Below are 18,808 nucleotides of genomic sequence, written 5' to 3'. Positions count from 1 at the left end.
GATGGCTTTTTATATTTAAGGAGTTAATTTATATATATAACAGGAATGAAACTTTATTTCTAGTTAAATATGTATAGATGTAGTATAATGAGACTATATGTTAAAATTTGTAATAAATAGATGTATACTTGATATAATCACTTAGGAAGCATGAATTTTATAGAGTATATCAAGAAAATTTAAAGCTATGTAGATTTGAGGGAGAAAATATGAAAAGTTATACAAAGGCTAAATGGAGTGTTTGGGGCATAATTACATTTTCATTCATTTTAGTCTTATTTTTAAGGATGTCAACTGCTGTTGTTTCAGATAATTTATCAAATGAGTTAGGTTTTAATTCTATACAAATTTCAAATATAGCATCTTTTTGCCTCTATGCATATGCATTTATGCAAATACCAGCAGGAATCTTAATTGATAAATATGGAGCAAGAAAAATTAGTAGTCTTGGAATAATAATGGCAAGTTTAGGTTCTATTTTATTTGGATTGATTCAAAGTATAGAGTTAGCATATATTTCTCGTATAGTTGTAGGTGCAGGGACCTCAGTAATATTGCTTTGTATTTTAAAAATTCAGGGTAGATGGTTTAATAAATCAGAATTTGCTTCTGCAACAGCTAAATTTTCATTTGTAGGGAATTTAGGGGGAGTTCTTGCTACTTTTCCACTTGTGTTTCTATCTGAATTTGTTGGCTGGAGAAATTCATTTTTATTGATAGGCATAATTGGTGTTGTAATCGGATGTTTTATGTATATTATTGTTAGAGATACTCCAAGAGAATACGGATTCAATATAGATATGGAACCTAATGAAGAGCCAGAGAAGATTGGTATTGTTGATGGAATTAAGTCTGTTATAAAAAATAAATCAACATGGTATAACTCAATGATAATGTTCTCTTTTGTAGGTCTGACAAGTGCATTTACAAGTCTATGGGGAGTGAAATACATAATGGATGTTTATGGGGTTAGTAAGAGTTTTTCTGCATTTATAGTATCATTTTTTACATATGGATTTATATTTGGTTCAATAATTATGGACTTTGTATTTGCTAAAACAAGCTCTAGTAAATTTAATATAATCAAATATGGAGCAATAATAGATTTATTTATATGGATTCTAATTGTAGTTGTATATAAAGTAAAACCACCAATAATGATTTTACCAATAGCATTTTTTATTATGGGATGTATAGTGATGTCTCATTTACAAGTTTTCAATGATGCTAAGTATAAAAATAAAGAAATTTATTCTGGATTGGCAACTAGTGTCATTAATACTTTCGAATTTATAGGTAGTGGTATTATTAATTTAATTATAGCAGTATCTTTGCAAGTAAATTCACATAATGTAGTTGATGGATATAAAAGAGGATTTGTGATATTTATAGTACTCAGTATTATAACTATAACAGCATCTCATATAGGTGTAAAAAATGATAATTCTAAGACTGAATAGAATCTTATTATTGATTCAATTTAATGCAATATTTTATAGATAAAAAAGAATTTATATTTATTACAAGGATATATACCAAGATATAATTGGAATATAAATCTTGTTTACTATGTCGAAATGATATTGTATTATATTAAATAGAAAATAAGAACTTTAAACTATAATATTGGTTCTAAAAATATAAAGTAAGGAGTTTTTTATGGATACGACAAAAATAGATGATATAAGCAAGTTGGATTTAAACAATCTAGATATTAATAAAATGGATATGGGCGGTATAATGGAAAGCTTTTTAGAATGGGCTACTACAAGTGGAGTAAAACTTATAATAGGTATACTTATACTTTCCATTGGATTTAAAATAATAAAGAAATTTGTAAACCATGTAATGTTATTACTTGGAAAAAGGGATATTGATTTAACCCTAAGAAGGTTTTTGAAATCTCTTCTTTTAAGTGTGCTTAAAGTTGCTGTTGTAATCATTGTTTTAGAATATTGGGGAATGAGCTTATCTAGCTTTGCTGCTGTGATAGCATCAGCAGGGGTAGCTATAGGTTTAGCATTACAAGGTAGTTTATCAAATTTTGCTGGAGGATTTATCATACTTTTGATTAGACCTTTTAAAGTAGGAGATTACATAGAAGCAGCAGGTCATGGAGGAACAGTTGAGCAAATAGGACTTTTTTATACACAATTGGTTACTCCAGATAATAAGCAGATACTTATACCTAATGGCTCTGTATCAAATGATAGCCTAACAAACTATTCAGCAAAGAATACTAGACGAGTTGACTTAACTTTTAGTGTAGGATATGAAGATGATATAGTACAGGTGAGAAGAGTATTGAAAGAGATTGTGAATAGCCATAAATTAATAATAAATGAACCAGAACCATTTATAGGAATAGTGGAACATGGAGATAATGCCATTAAATTTGCTGTTAGAGTTTGGTGTAATACAGAAGATTATTGGACAATTTATCTTGATTTATTGGAAGAGGTTAAAGTTAGATTTGATGAAGAAGGAATTACAATTCCTTATCCTAAGATGGATTTAACATTAAGAGAGCTAAAAAGAATTTAATATTATAAAGTCAAGGCACCTTTAGATTTAATCTTTGGGTGCCTATTTTTCATTTTTTTCTTATGAGGGCTGATTTAATATCTATAAGAATCTTATGTTTTGACTTAAAACAATTAACTACTTATATATTATATATAAGAGTTTTTTATATTTTATTAAAAAAATATTTTGTTTTTTTACAATTTAATGTCGTTAAATGATTGGAAATAGTTTTTGTTTTCGACAACATATAATATGTGCTTGTTATACAATTTAATTATGAAGTATTAATAAGGGGGGAAATATTGTGAAATCAAAGAAATTATTATCGTTAGGGATAGCTATGTCAATGTTTGTTGCTGGTTGTCCTATATCTGCAAATGCACTTGATAAAATTGATAAAATTCAAGGTGCAGATAAATATGAAACTGCTGGACTTATTGCAGATAGAGAAAACTATACTACTGCAATACTTGTAAATGCAGATAGTACTATGGCTGATGGATTAAGTGCGAGTGGTCTTGCAGGAGCAACAAATGCACCAATTCTTTTAACTAAAAAGAATAATATACCAAGTGCAACTATGAAAAGAGTTGAAAAAGCTAATAAAGTGTACATAATTGGTGGTGAAAGTTCTATTGATAAAGCAACTGAAAACGTTTTGAAAGGTAAGAATATAGAAGTTAAAAGACTTCAAGGTAGTGATAGAATTAAGACAAGTTATAATGTAGCAAAAGAAATAGGAGCTATTAACAAGGTTAGTAAGGTTATATTAACTAATGCTTTTAAAGGTGAACCAGATGCTATGAGTATTGCATCTGTAGCTGTTAGAGATAAAGCACCTATAGTATTAACTGATGGAAAGAGTGTACCATTTAACACTACTGGAACAGAAAGTTATATAATAGGAGGTACTTCATCAATGAGTGATAACTTAGTAAATGATACTAATTCAACTAGATTGGGTGGAGTAGATAGATATGATACTAATAAGAAGATAATAAATAAGTTCTATAATGGAGCAAAAGAGTTTTATATAGCTAGCGGAACAGATTTAGTGTATGCACTTGCTGGTTCTACAATAGCTAAAAATACTCCAACAGTTTTAGTTGATGATAATAGCAATAAGACTGTATTAAAAAGTGCAACTAAAATAACAGCAATAGGAAATCTAAATGATAGTATATTACAGCAGTGTTTAAATGTAACAAAAAATATAGGAAATTCAGATACTGGAAAACAATATACAGTAGAGGATGCTGCTAATGCTGTGAAAAAATTGCTAGGTGTTGATAAACTTTATTATAATGAAAATTATCCAGAAGATGAAGACTTAATATTTTTATTAGATACTAGCTTTGAATATTCAGGAAAACAATTCTACGTATTTGGTTATGTCACAGAGAATTCTGAAGGTGATGTTAGATATTGTGTAGAGAAAAATGATATGAGCAAAGTATATACATACAATGTTAGTGGCATTATGGAAGTATGTAACCCAGCTGACTATGAAAATAGAAAAATGATAACAGAAGATAAAGCGAAAGAATTAGCATTAGCAGAGTGTGCTAGAAAGCATAAGGTTAGTGTTAATTTATTAAGAGTAAATACTGCTTATATTGATAATATTAATAATATAAAAGTATATGCTGTAAGAATAGATTCAAAGCCACAACCAAAACAGACTTATGGATGGTATTTCATAGATGTTTATAGTGGATATGCTTATAAAGATATTTGGAATAACATTTAAAAAAGTATTTTTAAAAATAATTACAAATATATTCCTTCTGTAAAAGATAATAAAGCAATAATTAAAAGTATTAATCGAATAATTTTATAATTACAATTAAGCATTCTCGTACTGGGGAATGCTTTTTTTATTTATATAAACAACATATTTTGTTTTAGTAAATTTATTTTAGTAGATATAAATTTTATAGTCTTAAAACTAGCAAAGTAGGAAGTAAATTTAATATAAAAGGGTAAATAAAGGGTTTAGAGGGCATAATATAGAATAAATTAAGTATTTAAGGAGGGTTTTTTATGTGTAAAAAAACATATTTATTAGTAGTAAGTATACTTGTTGCAGGTTTATTGACTGCATGTAGTGGAAATCCAACTACAGATTCAGGACAGGCACAAGATAATACGAAGAAAGAGACAAATGCGTCAAATAATGATTTAAAAGATGAAAAAAATAATGAAAATTTGAATGAACAAGATTTTAAAGTACCATACACAGATGCAGTAAGCATATTTAAAGATAAGTATAAAGATGCTGATATAGTAGATTTAAGCCTTGAAAGAGACTTAAATAAATTTGTTTATACTGTTGAAGGTGTAGATGATAATAATGAGTATAAGATGAAAATAGACGCTAATACAAAAGATGTACTACAGGATAAAACAGAAAAATTGGATTCAGAAGATTTAAATGGAGCAGCTAGAAAAGAAAAATTAGATTTAAATGATATAATAACACCTCAAAAAGCTATGGAGATTGCATTAAAAGAACAAAATGGAAGAGTAAAAAAATGGAGTTTAGATAAAGATTTAGATGTTACTTTTTATAAAATAAGAATAGATAAAGATAAAAATGAATATGACATAAAGGTAGATTCTAAAAAGGGAACTATATTGGAGGTAGAAAAAGAAGATTAGAAGCTTTAAATTACTTTTGTAATAATTTCTTTTTTAAATAAAATTTGTTTAAAATATAACAAGCAGGGTATAAAAAGATTAAATAACTATTTTAGGAGGAGTACGGTATGTCATTGAAATCATTAAAAATAAAAGAAAATTTATATTGGGTAGGTTCACTTGACCCTGACTTAAGAGTATTTGACATAATTATGTATACACCTTATGGAACTACTTATAATTCATATGTATTAAAAGGAACAGAAAAAACAGTTTTATTTGAGACAGTTAAAGATAAGCATTTTGACAATTATATTGAACGATTAAATGATTTAAATATAGATTTTGAAAAAATAGACTATATTGTTGTAAGTCATACTGAACCAGACCATGCAGGAAGTGTTGAAAAACTTTTGGATTTAGCTAAGAATGCAAAAGTAGTAGCTTCAGAAACTGCAATTAAATATCTTAATGAAATAGTAAACAAAGATTTTGAGTATATTGCAGTTGCAGATGGAGATACATTATCAATTGGAGACAAGACTTTAGAATTCTTCTCTGTTCCTATGCTTCATTGGCCAGATACTATATACACATATATTAAAGAAGACAAGACTCTTGTAACATGTGATTCATTTGGTAGTCATTATAGTAATGATAAGATAGTAAACACACTTGATGAAGATGAAGAAAAGGATTACTTAGATGCTTTAAGATACTATTATGATTGTATAATGGGACCATTCAAGCCATCTATGGTAACTGCTATAGAAAAGATAAGAGACTTAGATATAGATACTGTATGTCCAGGTCATGGACCAGTATTAACTGAAAATCCTAGAAAAATTATAGACCTTTATTATAACTGGAGTGTAAATGAACAAATAAAATTAGAAAAAGAAGTTACAATTTGTTATGTTTCTGCACATGGATATACAAAGATTATGGCAGAGGCTATAAAAGCATATATTGAACAAAACAGCAATTATAAAGTAAACTTATTTGATGTAATAGAGAATAAACAAGAAGATATTTTAGCAAAGATAGCAGTATCACAAGGTGTATTGTTTGGTACACCAACAATATTAGGAGACGCATTAAAGCCTATATGGGATATTTTAGTATCCTTAAATCCAGTTATTCATGGTGGAAAGGTTGCTTCAGTATTTGGTTCATATGGATGGAGTGGAGAAGGTATAGAAAATGCTATGGAGAGAATAAATCAGCTTAGAATGAAAGCTGTAAAACCATTTGCTGTTAACTTTAAACCATCAAATGAAGAGTTAGAAAAATTACATTCTTATACAGGTAAATTCTTGGATAAATTAAATTCTACTTTTGGAAGTAAAAAGAAAACTAAGAAATTTAAATGTGTAATTTGTAATGAAGTATTTGAAGGGGATAGTGCTCCTAGTGTATGTCCTGTATGTGGAGCGAAAGAAGACCAATTTATAGAAGTTGAAGAAGATGAAGTTACTTTTAGAAAAGATACTGATGAATATTTTGTAATAGTAGGAAATGGAGCAGCTGGTTTTTATGCAGCTGATGCTATAAGAAAAAGAAATAAAACTTGTAAGATAACTATGATTTCTAATGAAGATGAATTAACTTACTATAGACCTGCACTTTCTGATGGCATAAATGAAGAGCTTGGTTCAGATTTTTATATGGAAGATAAAGCTTGGTATGACGAAAACAATATAGTAGTAATATTAGGAACAAATGTAGATAAGTTAGATGAAGTAAATAAAACTATTATAGTAAATGATGGTGCCATTAAATTTGATAAACTTGTAATAGCTACAGGAAGTAGAAACTTTATACCACCAATTAAAGGGCATGATTTAGAAAATGTGTTTACTCTTAGAAATATAAAAGATTTATACAGTGTAAAGGAAGCCTTAGAAAAATCTAAGAAAGTTGTGGTAATTGGTGGAGGTCTATTAGGACTTGAAGCTGCATGGGAATTTAGATTAAAAGGATTAGAAGTAGTAGTAGTTGAAGCGATGGATAGTATACTATCAAAACAACTTGATAAAGAAGGTAGTAAAATATTAGAGCAATGTGTAAGAGATACAGGTATAGATGTACGATTAGGTGTAGCGGTTGATGGTATCGATGGAAATGGAAAAGCACAAAAAGTTATATTCAAAGATGGAGATAGTGTTGAATGTGATATGGTAGTATTTTCTATTGGTGTAAGAGCAAATACACAAATAGTTCAAGATACATCTGTAAAAACTGACAGGGGTATTGTTGTAGATAAGACATTACAGACAACTGTTAAAGATATATATGCTTGTGGAGATGTTGCACAAGTAGAAAATACTAGTTTAGCAATATGGCCATCCTCAGTGGAAATGGGAAAAATAGCAGGTGCAAATGCAAGTGGAGATAATTTGACATTTGAAAGTGATGTGTATCCAGTTTCATTAGATGCAATGAATGTAAAAGTATTTAGTATTGGTAATATACAAAATTTTGATAAAGAAATTTCATCAAAAGATGAAGGAAAGAGAATATACAAAAAATTATTTATGAAAGACAGTTCATTAGTTGGAGCTATACTTATAAATGATTTAAGTTGTACTGTTAAATTGATAAGATTAATATCTGAAAAGGGTGATTTTGAAGATATTATGAAAGCAGATATACTATAGTTTAAATATAAGACCGAAAAAGTCTTAAAATATGACAATTCATATTTTAAGACTTTTTTGTTATAATATATAATAAAATAATCATACCTTAACTGTAAATTTATATAGATTGTTTACTTTTTAATGTTAGATTCCTTTTTTGAGATTGGTATATAATAACAATATAGAGTATATAATAATAGTTAAAGTTAAAAAAGGGGAAAAGCAATATGCAGTATATACAAGAATTACTTGATTTGACTCAAAACTATTGGGTACTAGCTACAATAATTGGTTTGTTAAGTGCATTTATAGAAAGCTTTATACCAGCCCTACCACTTGTTGCCATAGTTACAGCAAATGCTGCAATACAAGGGTTATTTCTTGGATGTTTGTTATCATGGATTGGCTCAGGACTTGGGACAACCTCATTATTTTTATTAATAAGCAGATTTAATGATAGTAAGCTTTTTAATAAGTTGAGAAATAGTAAAACTGAAAGGGCAATAAGTTGGATGGATAAACAGGGATTTAAGTTATTGTTTATAGCATATGCCTGTCCATTTATGCCTGGTTGTTTAGTTACTATTGCATCAGCTTTTGGTAAAAAAGATATAAAGGATTTTGTGCCAGCAATGTTGGCAGGCAAATTTGTAATGTTTATAGTAATAAGTTATGTGGCAAGTGACATAGAAGGATTTATAACAAGTCCTTTAAAGATAGCATCATTTATATTGCTGGTATTTTTATCATGGAAGATTGGAAATAGAGTCAATAAAAACCTTGAAAATCATAATTATGAATTTCATCATAAAAAACACAATGATGATAGAGATAATAGAAAAATTTAGTTTTCTAAAAAATAAAAAGTATCAAAAAATAATTGACTTCCAAAGCATTATTTTAAGATACTTTTTATTTTTTTGTTTATTAGGTACAACACCCTTTAAGAACTATTAAACAAAATATGAGTCGACAAACGTAACTATAGTAAAATATAAAATTGATATCCAATCAAAAAAATAACTATGAAATTTAAGAGCTTAGATATGAATTTTTCTGTTTTTGAGTTAGTTTTTATAGGGAGTAAAGAAATGTTTATGGTAATGGGGTAAAACAGTTCAATACCTTCTTTAGTAATAAGGTCAAGGCACAGGTGAGATAGATATCCTATTATAAATCCACTAGACAAACATGAGAAAACTATATTATTGTGAGTAAAGATTGTTAGAGATTTAAAAAAACTATAAAGAAGCAATAAAGCAATTAGGCTATGGGTAAATCCTCTATGTCTAAACCTGCTTCCAAATAATTTGTATATCAATATAAATTTTTTACTTATATGAGAACCTCGCATATCTATATCTGGAAACAAAGACCCTAAATATGCAAAATAAATATAAACTATAATTAATACTATTTTATATGTAATATCGTATTTGACTAGATATATATTGTTTATAAAGGGGAGTATCAAAAGTGCAAATATATATCCTCCCCTTTCATGTGTTTCTTTTATCATATAAAAATCCTCCTGAATCGTCACTATAAACATAATATTGGTAAATTTAGACTATCTTTTATTCTATTATATAGCAAACATAAGTTTTTTTCAAAAGGATTTTAATATTTAATTAATCTTGAGATTTTAAATTTTTATAGTTTTCTAAAGCTCCATTCCAATTTATTACATTAAACCAGTTGTCAATGTATTCATTTCTTCTATTTTGATATTTTAAATAGTAAGCATGTTCCCAAACATCAAGTCCTATTATAGGAGTTAAGTTTTTACTTATAGGACTATCTTGGTTTGGAGTAGTTATAATGGATAATTTGCCATCCTTAGTAGCTACAAGCCAAGCCCAACCAGAACCGAAAACATCTAAAGAAGCTTTTTTGAATTCTTCTTTAAATTTTTCAAAAGAACCAAAGTCTCTATCGATTGCTTCTTTTAAAGATTCAGAAGGGATAGTTTTTTCAGGAGTCATTATATCAAAAAAGAATTTATGATTGTAAGCACCTCCTGCATTGTTTCTTACTGCTGTAACAATATCTTTAGGCAAAGAGTCTAAATTCTGCAATAATTCACATAAAGAATAATTGTAAAGCTCAGGATATTTTTCAAGAGCAGCATTTAATTTATCAACATAAGCTTGATAGTGTTTATCATGATGCAATTTCATAGTTTCTTTATCTATATAAGGTTCAAGTGCATCATATGCATAAGGTAATGGTTTAACCTTAAACTTATTGTTTTCAGGTGTAAAAGCAAATGAAGTTATACACTGTGAAATTATAAATAAAGACATAATAACTGGTATTAACATTTTTTTCTTCATAAAAATCACCTCCTAATATAGTATTTCTAGAAATAAAAAAAATATGAAAGATTAGCAAATAATTTATAAAAATTTGATAGTAATTTTCTTTTAAATTGAATAAGTTTTAAATCTAAAGACAAAACTATGAGATATAGAACAAGACTAAAAGATAGGAAGGAATTTTGATAGTATGGATGGCAATATTTCAATTTATTATAAAGGAGATATATCTAAAAAAGAAGATATTAAACTTAAAAAAAAAGAGTCTATAAATAATATTAATAATGTAAATCTCGATAGTAGAGAAAAATTTAAAAATGATGAAAAAACTTTTGATTTTGAGAGATTTGATGTAATAGATGTTATTTGTGGGAATAAACCATTTGAAAAGGATGGAAAAGTTATTGTTTTTAATGGAAGTATATATAATTGTCATGAAATAAAAGCAGAATTGATTGAAAAAGGGCATACTTTTACTACTGATGATGATATTGAAATCTTATTGGCATCTTATATAGAGTTTGGTAAGAATTGTGTACATAAGATAAAAGGTATGTTTAGTTTTATAATATATGATAAAGTAAGTGAAAGTATATTTGGAGCGAGAGATTTATTTGGAATAAAACCACTTTATTATATAAATAATGAACAATCAATCATTTTTGCCTCAGAGTATAAATTTATGCTTCAATATATAAAAAATCTAAATATAAATGAAAGAAGTTTGCAAAGCTATTTTTCATTTCAATATGTACTTCCTGAAGATACTATGATACAAGGAATAAGGTTGATACCAGCAGGTCATTTTTTTAGAGTGGAAAATGGAATATTATCTTTAAAAAGATATAACAAACTTGAATTTAGAAGTAGTACAAAATTTTTTTATACTAAGAATCATTTAGGAAATAGAGATATAAGCGAGGAAGATGTAAGAAATGTGATAATGGATTCAGTAAAAAGTCATATGATAGGAAATAGAGCAATTGGAACATTTCTATCTAGTGGTATAGATTCATCTATTATAACTACTTTAGCTTCACAAATTAATCCAAATATAAAATCCTTTTCTGTAGGATTTAATGTTAAAGGATATAGTGAGTTAGAAATAGCAAAGAAAACAGCTGATAAGTTAGGTATAGAAAATATCCAAATTAATATAACACAAGATGAATATATAAAAGCATTACCAAAAATAATTTATTCTTTGGATGACCCTGTAGCAGACCCTTCAGAAGTAGGACTTTATTTTCTAATCAAGGAAGCAGGTAAACATGTTGAAGTAGCATTGTCTGGAGAAGGTGCAGATGAATTATTTGGAGGATATAATATATATAAGGAATATAATAATATGAAATCTATTGTAAACTCACCTACGTATGTTAAAAGTATCTTAGGAAGAGTTTCAGAACTTATGCCTAACATGAAGGGAAAAAATTACTTTTATAGAGCTACAACACCACTAGAAAAAAGATATATAGGAAATGCAAAGATTTTTGAAAATAGTGAAGTAAAAAATTTCTTTTATAAATATAAAGAGAAAAATATATATGAGTACTTGTTATCTAACTTGTATAGAGATGCACAGAAGCATAATTATGATTATATAAGCAAGATGCAACATATAGATATGAATACATGGCTTCAGGGTGATATACTTCAAAAAATGAGTAAAATTTCTATATGTGAGCAACTTGAACTTAGAGCTCCATTTTTATATAAAGATGTATTTGATGTAGCAAAGAACTTGAGGATGGATCAAAAGACAACAAAGAGTAATACAAAAGTTTTACTTAGAGAAGCATTTAAAGATATAGTTCCAGAACATGTTATTCAAAGAAAAAAATTAGGATTTCCAACACCAATAAGAATTTGGTTAAAAGATTCTTTAGGAGAAGTTGTAAAAGAAACTATTTCTAATTCAAATGTAGATGATTTTATAGATAAAAAATATGCAATAAATCTTTTAGAGGAACATTTTAAAGGACATAAGGATAATTCAAGAAAAATATGGACTATATTCATCTTTTGTATGTGGTATCAAATATTTATGGAAGATAAAAATATTAAATACTAATCTTGTGTTAGATTTTTCTTGTATTGTATTTTAGAAATAGCCAGAACTAAATTTCTGATATATATTATTATCAAAAACTTAGTTCTGGCTATTTTATTAAAAGTTTATCCAGATACATTTATTTTATTATTTCAATAAAATTGTTGGCAAACATTTTGACAAGGTTACTTTCTACTGCTAAATTTAGATTTTGCCCATCATCATAACCAGCAGAAATCAACCCTAGTAAATTTCCAAACATATCTAAAAGTGCTCCACCTGAACTACCACTAGAGATTGGAGCTGTAAATTGTATCATTTGAACTGTTTCAAAATCACGAAAAGCTGAGATAATTCCATCTGAAACTGTATTGAAAAGACCTAAAGGGCTTCCGATTGCAACTATTTTTTGACCTCTTACAGGTTTTTTACTAACATTGATAGGTATTGGTTTACATTTTCTATCAACCTTTATTACAGCTAAATCATAATCTGTATGATACTTTATAATTTGGTAAGATGTATAAACATTATCATCATTTTCAAATCTAACCAAAAATGAGTACCCATCGTTAACTACATGAAGATTTGTAAGTATATAACCTTCGCTATTTATTACTACTCCAGAACCACTCTTGAATGGTTTTTCCTCACTATTACACACAACAATCATAACGATAGAAGATGATAACATTGCAAGTTCTTCATAAGAAAGTTCTATTTCTTTATTTTGTATAGGTTTTTTAGATGTATGTTTTGTGTTAATAAAAGTACTTTCAGAGTGAGGTCTATCTGTAGAAGTGTAGATTTTATTGGTATCTTCTTTATAGTTTATATTCGAAACAGATTTTTCAAAAGGTATTTCTAATATCTCTGTACTCTTTTTAGAAAGCTCAAATAGAGTAGAAAAATTTGAACATTCAGGATATAAATCAATAATATCTTTACATGGGTTTATATATAAAATATCACATCCAAGTTGTGATAAAAAATATAAGAAAAAAAGTTCTTGTCTCTTAATATTTCCAAAGTACACTATTTTTGGTGAGATATTAGTTTTTGTTTTATTATAAAATAACTTAGGTAGAAAGTATTCTATCCAACACAAAAGTTTAACAGCAAAGTTTTTAACAATAGAAGGTGTTGAATTTGGCATACTTGTATCAAATAAATCTAAGGTATTTTTAAATGCAATTTTTTTAGTCCAATCTAAAGTATCATTTTCTAGCTTGCATGGAAAGTCAATACTATATAAGTTCCAGCTGTTAAATTTGACTTTATCATAAGTATTAAAAACCTTAAGCATATTATCTGTTTGTGATTTGTCAAAACTCATATTTAAATTACTTAATCTAATATAAGGAATTTTTGGATTATTAAAAAAATAATCGTCTATCTTTTTGATTTTTTCTATGTACTTATCAATTGAATATTCAACACCTATATATCGTGTAAAGTAGACTTCCTTAATGTATGAAGAACTTTTACTTGCATATGGCATATTAGACATAAATTCAATTAGAGGTTCATGTGATTTTTTTATTAAAATCTTTAATGGTTTAATAGTACAAAGCATATTTTTTCTCCTATAAAATAAGATGATATAATCTATTATAAAACAACTTAAAACAATATAGTACAAGAATTTTGTAGTTTCAAAATAAAATATGTACTTGTTCATACAAATGATATATAATTACATATTAAACATAGATTTTACATATTTAATAAAGTATGTAAAATCTATGTAAAAAGTAAGAAATATAAACATTTTTTTAATTATATTTTAAAAATATCAAGTAAGTTTTCTTCACAAATGAATAAAAAATGATATAATATGATTAAAGAAAAAGATAAATAATTAGCAAGATTTGTTTAGCTAAAATTAACAAGGGAGCGATAAATTATGGGTATAACATTATCAAAAGGCCAAAAGGTTGATTTAACTAAAGGAAATCCAGGCCTTAAAAATATTTTAGTTGGTTTAGGATGGGACACTAACAAGTATGATGGTGGATTTGACTTTGATTTAGATACAGCAGCATTTTTAACAGGAGCAAGTGGAAGTGTTACTAATGATGGAGATTTTGTATTTTACAATAATTTAAAACATACATCTGGAGCAGTTGAACATTTAGGTGATAACAGAACTGGTGAAGGTGATGGAGATGATGAACAAATAGTTGTTGATTTATCTAAGATTCCTGGAGAAATAAGCAAGATTTCTTTTACAGTTACAATTCATGATGCAACTGAGAGAAGACAGAACTTTGGACAAGTAAGTAATTCTTATATAAGAATAGTAGATAAAGATACGAATGAAGAGCTAATAAAGTATGAATTAGGAGAAGATTTTAGTATAGAAACTGCTATAGTAGTAGCTGAAATATATAAGCATAATGGAGAATGGAAGTTTAATGCACTAGGCTCTGGTTTTGAAGGTGGTCTCGCTGCACTATGTGGAAACTTTGGAATAAACTTATAATTTCAAATATAATAATAAACTAGAGGGGGTATTTTCCATGGCTATAGTATTAAAAAAAGGACAAAAAATTGATTTAACTAAAGGAAATCCAGGTCTTAAAAATATAAAACTTGGATTAGGATGGGATACAAATTCATTTGATAGTGGATATGATTATGATTTAGATGTAAGTGTTTTCATGGTAGGAGAATCACAAAGAGTTGAAAAAGATGAAGATTTTATATTCTATAATAACTTAAAACATACATCAGGAGCAGTTGAACACTTGGGTGACAATAGAACTGGTGAAGGTGATGGAGATGACGAGGAAATACTAGTAAATTTAGATGTAATGCCAAAGCATATTCAAAAGATAGCTGTAACAGTTACAATATATGAAGCTGCCGAAAGAAGACAAAATTTTGGACAAGTAAGTAACTCATATATAAGAGTCTTAAATTCTGAAAATGACGAAGAAATATTAAGATATGACTTGGGTGAAGAATTTAGTATAGAAACTGCAATTACAGTATGTGAGATATATAAGTATAATGGAGAATGGAAGTTTAATGCAGTTGGAGCAGGTTTTGAAGGTGGCTTAGAAGCACTTTGTAGAAATTATGGATTAAATGTTTAATTTGAGTAATATAATATATTAAATATAAATAACCTATACAAAAATGTATAGGTTATATTATATAAAATTTTGTGGAGGTTTAGTATGTCGATTAATTTATCAAAAGGTGATAAAATAGATTTAAAAAAATCGAACCCTGGACTGAGTAATATACTTGTAGGTTTGGGATGGGACCCTGTGCAACAAGCAGGTGGAGGATTTTTTAAATCTCTGTTTGGTGGAGGACAAGCTGATATAGATTGTGATGCATCTGTATTTATGCTTAATCAAGAAGGAAAATTGAGTGGAATAAAAGATTTAATTTATTTTGGAAATCTAAAAAGTGCCTGTAAGTCAGTATTGCATACAGGAGACAATTTAACTGGTGAAGGTACAGGTGATGATGAACAAATCCTAGTTAATTTGGATAAGGTTCCATCAAATATTCACAAATTGTTATTTGTAGTAAACATATACAACTGTGTGGATAGAAAACAACATTTTGGTATGATAGAAAATGCCTATATAAGAGTTGAAGACCAAAATAATAAGAAAGAGATAGCCAAATATAATCTATCTGATAATTATTCTGAAAAAACTACTCTTATAGTAGGAGCTATATATAGAAAAGATGGAAGTTGGCAATTTAAAGCAATAGGTGAAGGAACAAAGGATGCGGGTCTTAAGGAAGTAATGCAAAATTTAGACAGGATTGAGTGTGCATATGGAATTTAATAATGATATCAAATATTATAATGTAGATAAAGAAGAGGTAACAGAAGACTTATCTGTTAACCCTGAAAAAGGTTTATCAGAACCAGAAGTCAAGAAAAGAAGAGAAAAGTATGGTTTAAATGAGTTTACACCAAAAGAAGAAGGAAGCTTTTGGGATGATTTAAAAGACAGTTTAAGTGAACCAATGATAGTTATTTTGATTATTGCAGCAGTAGTAAGTGCAGTAATTGGAGAAACTCATGATGCAATAGGTATAGTAGGAGCTATAGCAATAGGTATAGCAATAGGTATGATTACAGAAGGTCGTTCTAAGAAAGCAGCAGATGCTCTTTCTAAATTGACTGAAAACATAGAAGTTAAAGTATTGAGAGACGGAGAAGTACATCAAATCTCTAAAAGTGAATTGGTACCAGGAGATATAGTATATATCGAAACTGGTGACATGGTACCTGCTGACGGTAGACTTATAGAGACTATAAATCTTAAAGTTAGAGAAGATATGTTAACTGGGGAATCTGATGATGTATCTAAAAAGTGTGATGTAGTAGTTTCTATGGAAGAAATAGAATCTAAAGGAGCATTAGTAGTACAAGAGCCAATACCTGCAAAACAAATAAATATGGTATTTGGTGGTACACTTGTAGCTTATGGTAGAGGAACTCTAGTTGTAACTTCAATTGGAGATAGTAGTGAGATGGGTAAAATAGCTCAAAACTTATCAGATACAGATGAGCAAACTCCACTTCAGATAAAACTTGGAAATTTAGGTGGATTGATAGCTAAAGTTTCTAGTGCAGTAGCAGGATTATTATTTATATTTATGGTTTTCCAAATGGTAAGTAAGAATGTATTAAATGTAGACATGTCTGGAATATTACCATTTTTAGAATCAATAGACCCTGTTAAAACGGCATTTACAGTATGTGTTGCGTTAATAGTTGCAGCAGTACCAGAAGGTCTTCCAACTATGATAAATATGACACTTGCAATAACAATGCAAAAAATGGCCAAAATAAATGCATTAGTTACTAAAAAAGAAGCTTGTGAAACTATAGGTTCTGTTTCTGTAATATGTTCAGATAAAACTGGTACATTAACTGAAAATAGAATGACTGTAGAAGTCGCATATATTGATGGAAGATATATTGAAAGTTCAGAAGAAGAAATAAATAGTTATTTTGAAGAAAACTGTATGATAAACTCTACAGCTGATATAGAGCATAACGATGGTGATGTTAAGTATTTGGGAAGTGCTACTGAATGTGCATTACTTTTATACTATAAAAACGTAGACTATAGAAAATTTAGAAAAGATTGTAATATAGTAGCTCAAAATCCTTTTACTTCTGACTCAAAAAGGATGACTTCTGTTATGGGTAGAGATAATCATCATGTACTATTATCAAAAGGAGCACCAGAAGTTTTACTTGAGTTATGTTCACATATCCAAAGGGGAAAAGACATAGTTCCAATAACTGAAAATGTGAAACATGAAATTTTAGAAGAAATAAAAAAATTACAAATAAAATCAATGAGAACTTTAGGTTTTGCATATAAAGAAATCTCACAAGCTGAAGAAGAAGCAGCAGTAACTGCTGAAAGTGATGCTATGAATGTTAGTGCAATGGAAAGTAATTTAGTATTCAGTGGTTTTGTTGGTATAAGAGACCCACTTAGAAAAGATGTTATAGAGTCTGTAAATACAGCAAACAAAGCTGGTGTTTCTGTAAAAATGCTTACAGGAGATAATATAAATACAGCAAAAGCTATAGGTGAAGAATTAGGTTTATTAAAAGGAAATATGAGAGCAGTTGAAGCTTCATATATAGATACTTTAGATGATGAAGAATTAAAAGAAGAGATACAAACTATCTCAATCGTTGCAAGAAGTAAGCCAGATAGTAAAATGAGAATAGTTTCAGCTTTACAAAAGAGTGGAGATGTTGTTGCAGTAACAGGTGATGGTATAAATGATGCTCCAGCACTTTCAAAAGCAGATGTTGGTATAGCAATGGGTATCTCTGGTACAGAGGTGTCTAAAAATGCAGCAGATATAATTTTAACTGATGATAGTTTTAGTACTATTGTAAAAGGTATTAAATGGGGTAGAGGAATTTATGATAACTTCCAAAGATTCGTTCAATTCCAATTAACAGTAAATGTAATTGCCTTTTTAGTGGCTATAATATCTCAGGTAATGGGACAAGAGATGCCATTTACTACAATACAATTATTATGGGTAAACATAATTATGGATGGTCCACCAGCACTAGCATTAGGTCTAGAGCCTGTTAGAAACCATGTATTAAATAGAAAGCCTGTTGATAGAAAAGCTAATATAATTTCTAAATCAATGGTATATACGATAGTATTAAATGCAATCTATATAACAACAATACTAATGCTACAATCTACATTTAACTTCTTAGGAGTTGATGAAGCTCACAAAGGAACTGTAATGTTTGCATTGTTTGCTTTTAGTGCATTGTTTAATGCATTTAACTGTAGAGAATTTAATGCAGATAGTATTTTTCCAAACTTTACACATAACAAATTAGCATTACAAATAATAGTTTTAACAGGAATTGCGCAAGTAATATTTACTCAGCTATTCCAAGATTTCTTTAACTCTGTAGCTATGGATGTTATGACATGGGGAAAAGTTCTATGTGTAGCAGCAAGTGTAGTTGTAGTTAATGAAGTTGTAAAATGTATAATAAGACTAGTAAAACCAAAAAAAGCCGCTTAAAATAAATTTTTTAAAAAATAACAAACTGACTCAAAATATGTATTTTGAGTCAGTTCTAAATAAAC

General features: G+C 28.2%; 14 protein-coding genes. 11 read left to right on the top strand and 3 right to left on the bottom strand.

What is annotated here, in order from left to right; genetic code table 11:
* Positions 1-209 precede the first annotated feature (209 nt).
* The 6 genes from Q3223_RS16355 (at position 210) to Q3223_RS16330 (ending at position 8,656) form a co-directional block, all read left to right on the top strand.
* A complete protein-coding gene (locus Q3223_RS16355) occupies positions 210-1,460 on the top strand; it encodes an MFS transporter (RefSeq protein ID WP_407812209.1) in 1,251 nt (416 codons plus the stop codon).
* Positions 1,461-1,659: 199 nt separating this feature from the next.
* Complete coding sequence (locus Q3223_RS16350; RefSeq protein WP_074179809.1) at positions 1,660-2,544, top strand: mechanosensitive ion channel family protein; 885 nt, start codon at positions 1,660-1,662, stop codon at positions 2,542-2,544.
* A 286-nt stretch (positions 2,545-2,830) separates the two neighbouring features.
* Complete coding sequence (locus Q3223_RS16345; RefSeq protein ID WP_407812208.1) at positions 2,831-4,276, top strand: cell wall-binding repeat-containing protein; 1,446 nt, start codon at positions 2,831-2,833, stop codon at positions 4,274-4,276.
* A gap of 293 nt (positions 4,277-4,569) precedes the next feature.
* Entirely contained in the window at positions 4,570-5,187 is a 618-nt protein-coding gene (locus Q3223_RS16340) for a PepSY domain-containing protein (protein ID WP_054270110.1), read from the top strand.
* 107 nt (positions 5,188-5,294) lie between these two features.
* Positions 5,295-7,826 (top strand): FAD-dependent oxidoreductase, encoded by a 2,532-nt coding sequence (locus Q3223_RS16335; RefSeq protein WP_284181878.1) that lies wholly within the window; start codon positions 5,295-5,297, stop codon positions 7,824-7,826.
* 209 nt (positions 7,827-8,035) lie between these two features.
* Positions 8,036-8,656: a TVP38/TMEM64 family protein gene (locus tag Q3223_RS16330; RefSeq protein ID WP_054276579.1), complete on the top strand. Its 621-nt coding sequence runs from the start codon at positions 8,036-8,038 to the stop codon at positions 8,654-8,656.
* Between the two features lie 134 nt (positions 8,657-8,790).
* Here Q3223_RS16330 and Q3223_RS16325 read toward each other — a convergent pair whose 3' ends face one another.
* Entirely contained in the window at positions 8,791-9,327 is a 537-nt protein-coding gene (locus Q3223_RS16325) for a metal-dependent hydrolase (protein ID WP_021384404.1), read from the bottom strand.
* Positions 9,328-9,439: 112 nt separating this feature from the next.
* Positions 9,440-10,144, bottom strand: a complete 705-nt coding sequence (locus Q3223_RS16320; protein WP_054270114.1) for a superoxide dismutase — start codon at positions 10,142-10,144, stop codon at positions 9,440-9,442.
* A 172-nt stretch (positions 10,145-10,316) separates the two neighbouring features.
* On the opposite strand from Q3223_RS16320, the gene asnB reads away from it, so the two are divergent.
* Positions 10,317-12,200: an asparagine synthase (glutamine-hydrolyzing) gene (asnB, locus tag Q3223_RS16315; protein WP_074179805.1), complete on the top strand. Its 1,884-nt coding sequence runs from the start codon at positions 10,317-10,319 to the stop codon at positions 12,198-12,200.
* 118 nt (positions 12,201-12,318) lie between these two features.
* Here the strand turns inward: asnB and Q3223_RS16310 are convergent, their stop codons facing one another.
* Positions 12,319-13,755 carry a trypsin-like peptidase domain-containing protein gene (locus Q3223_RS16310; RefSeq protein WP_074179804.1) on the bottom strand — a complete coding sequence of 479 codons (1,437 nt, stop codon included), beginning with the start codon at positions 13,753-13,755 and terminating at the stop codon, positions 12,319-12,321.
* A 330-nt stretch (positions 13,756-14,085) separates the two neighbouring features.
* Between Q3223_RS16310 and Q3223_RS16305 the strand changes: the two genes are divergently transcribed.
* The 4 genes from Q3223_RS16305 (at position 14,086) to Q3223_RS16290 (ending at position 18,743) form a co-directional block, all read left to right on the top strand.
* Entirely contained in the window at positions 14,086-14,664 is a 579-nt protein-coding gene (locus Q3223_RS16305; RefSeq protein ID WP_003420269.1) for a TerD family protein, read from the top strand.
* Positions 14,665-14,701: 37 nt separating this feature from the next.
* The gene (locus Q3223_RS16300) at positions 14,702-15,280 is read left to right on the top strand and encodes a TerD family protein (protein ID WP_054270117.1); all 579 of its coding nucleotides are present in this window, start codon (positions 14,702-14,704) and stop codon (positions 15,278-15,280) included.
* 84 nt (positions 15,281-15,364) lie between these two features.
* Complete coding sequence (locus Q3223_RS16295; protein ID WP_054270118.1) at positions 15,365-15,994, top strand: TerD family protein; 630 nt, start codon at positions 15,365-15,367, stop codon at positions 15,992-15,994.
* Complete coding sequence (locus tag Q3223_RS16290; RefSeq protein WP_074179803.1) at positions 15,984-18,743, top strand: calcium-translocating P-type ATPase, PMCA-type; 2,760 nt, start codon at positions 15,984-15,986, stop codon at positions 18,741-18,743. Before Q3223_RS16295 ends, Q3223_RS16290 begins: the two co-directional genes overlap by 11 nt.
* The last annotated feature ends 65 nt before the right edge of the window (positions 18,744-18,808 follow it).

Origin of the sequence: Clostridioides sp. GD02367, assembly GCF_045900275.1 — a bacterium.
GTDB lineage: Bacteria > Bacillota > Clostridia > Peptostreptococcales > Peptostreptococcaceae > Clostridioides > Clostridioides difficile_A.
Note: the sequence above shows the minus strand (reverse complement) of the source record. Positions and strands in the feature narration are given on the sequence as shown.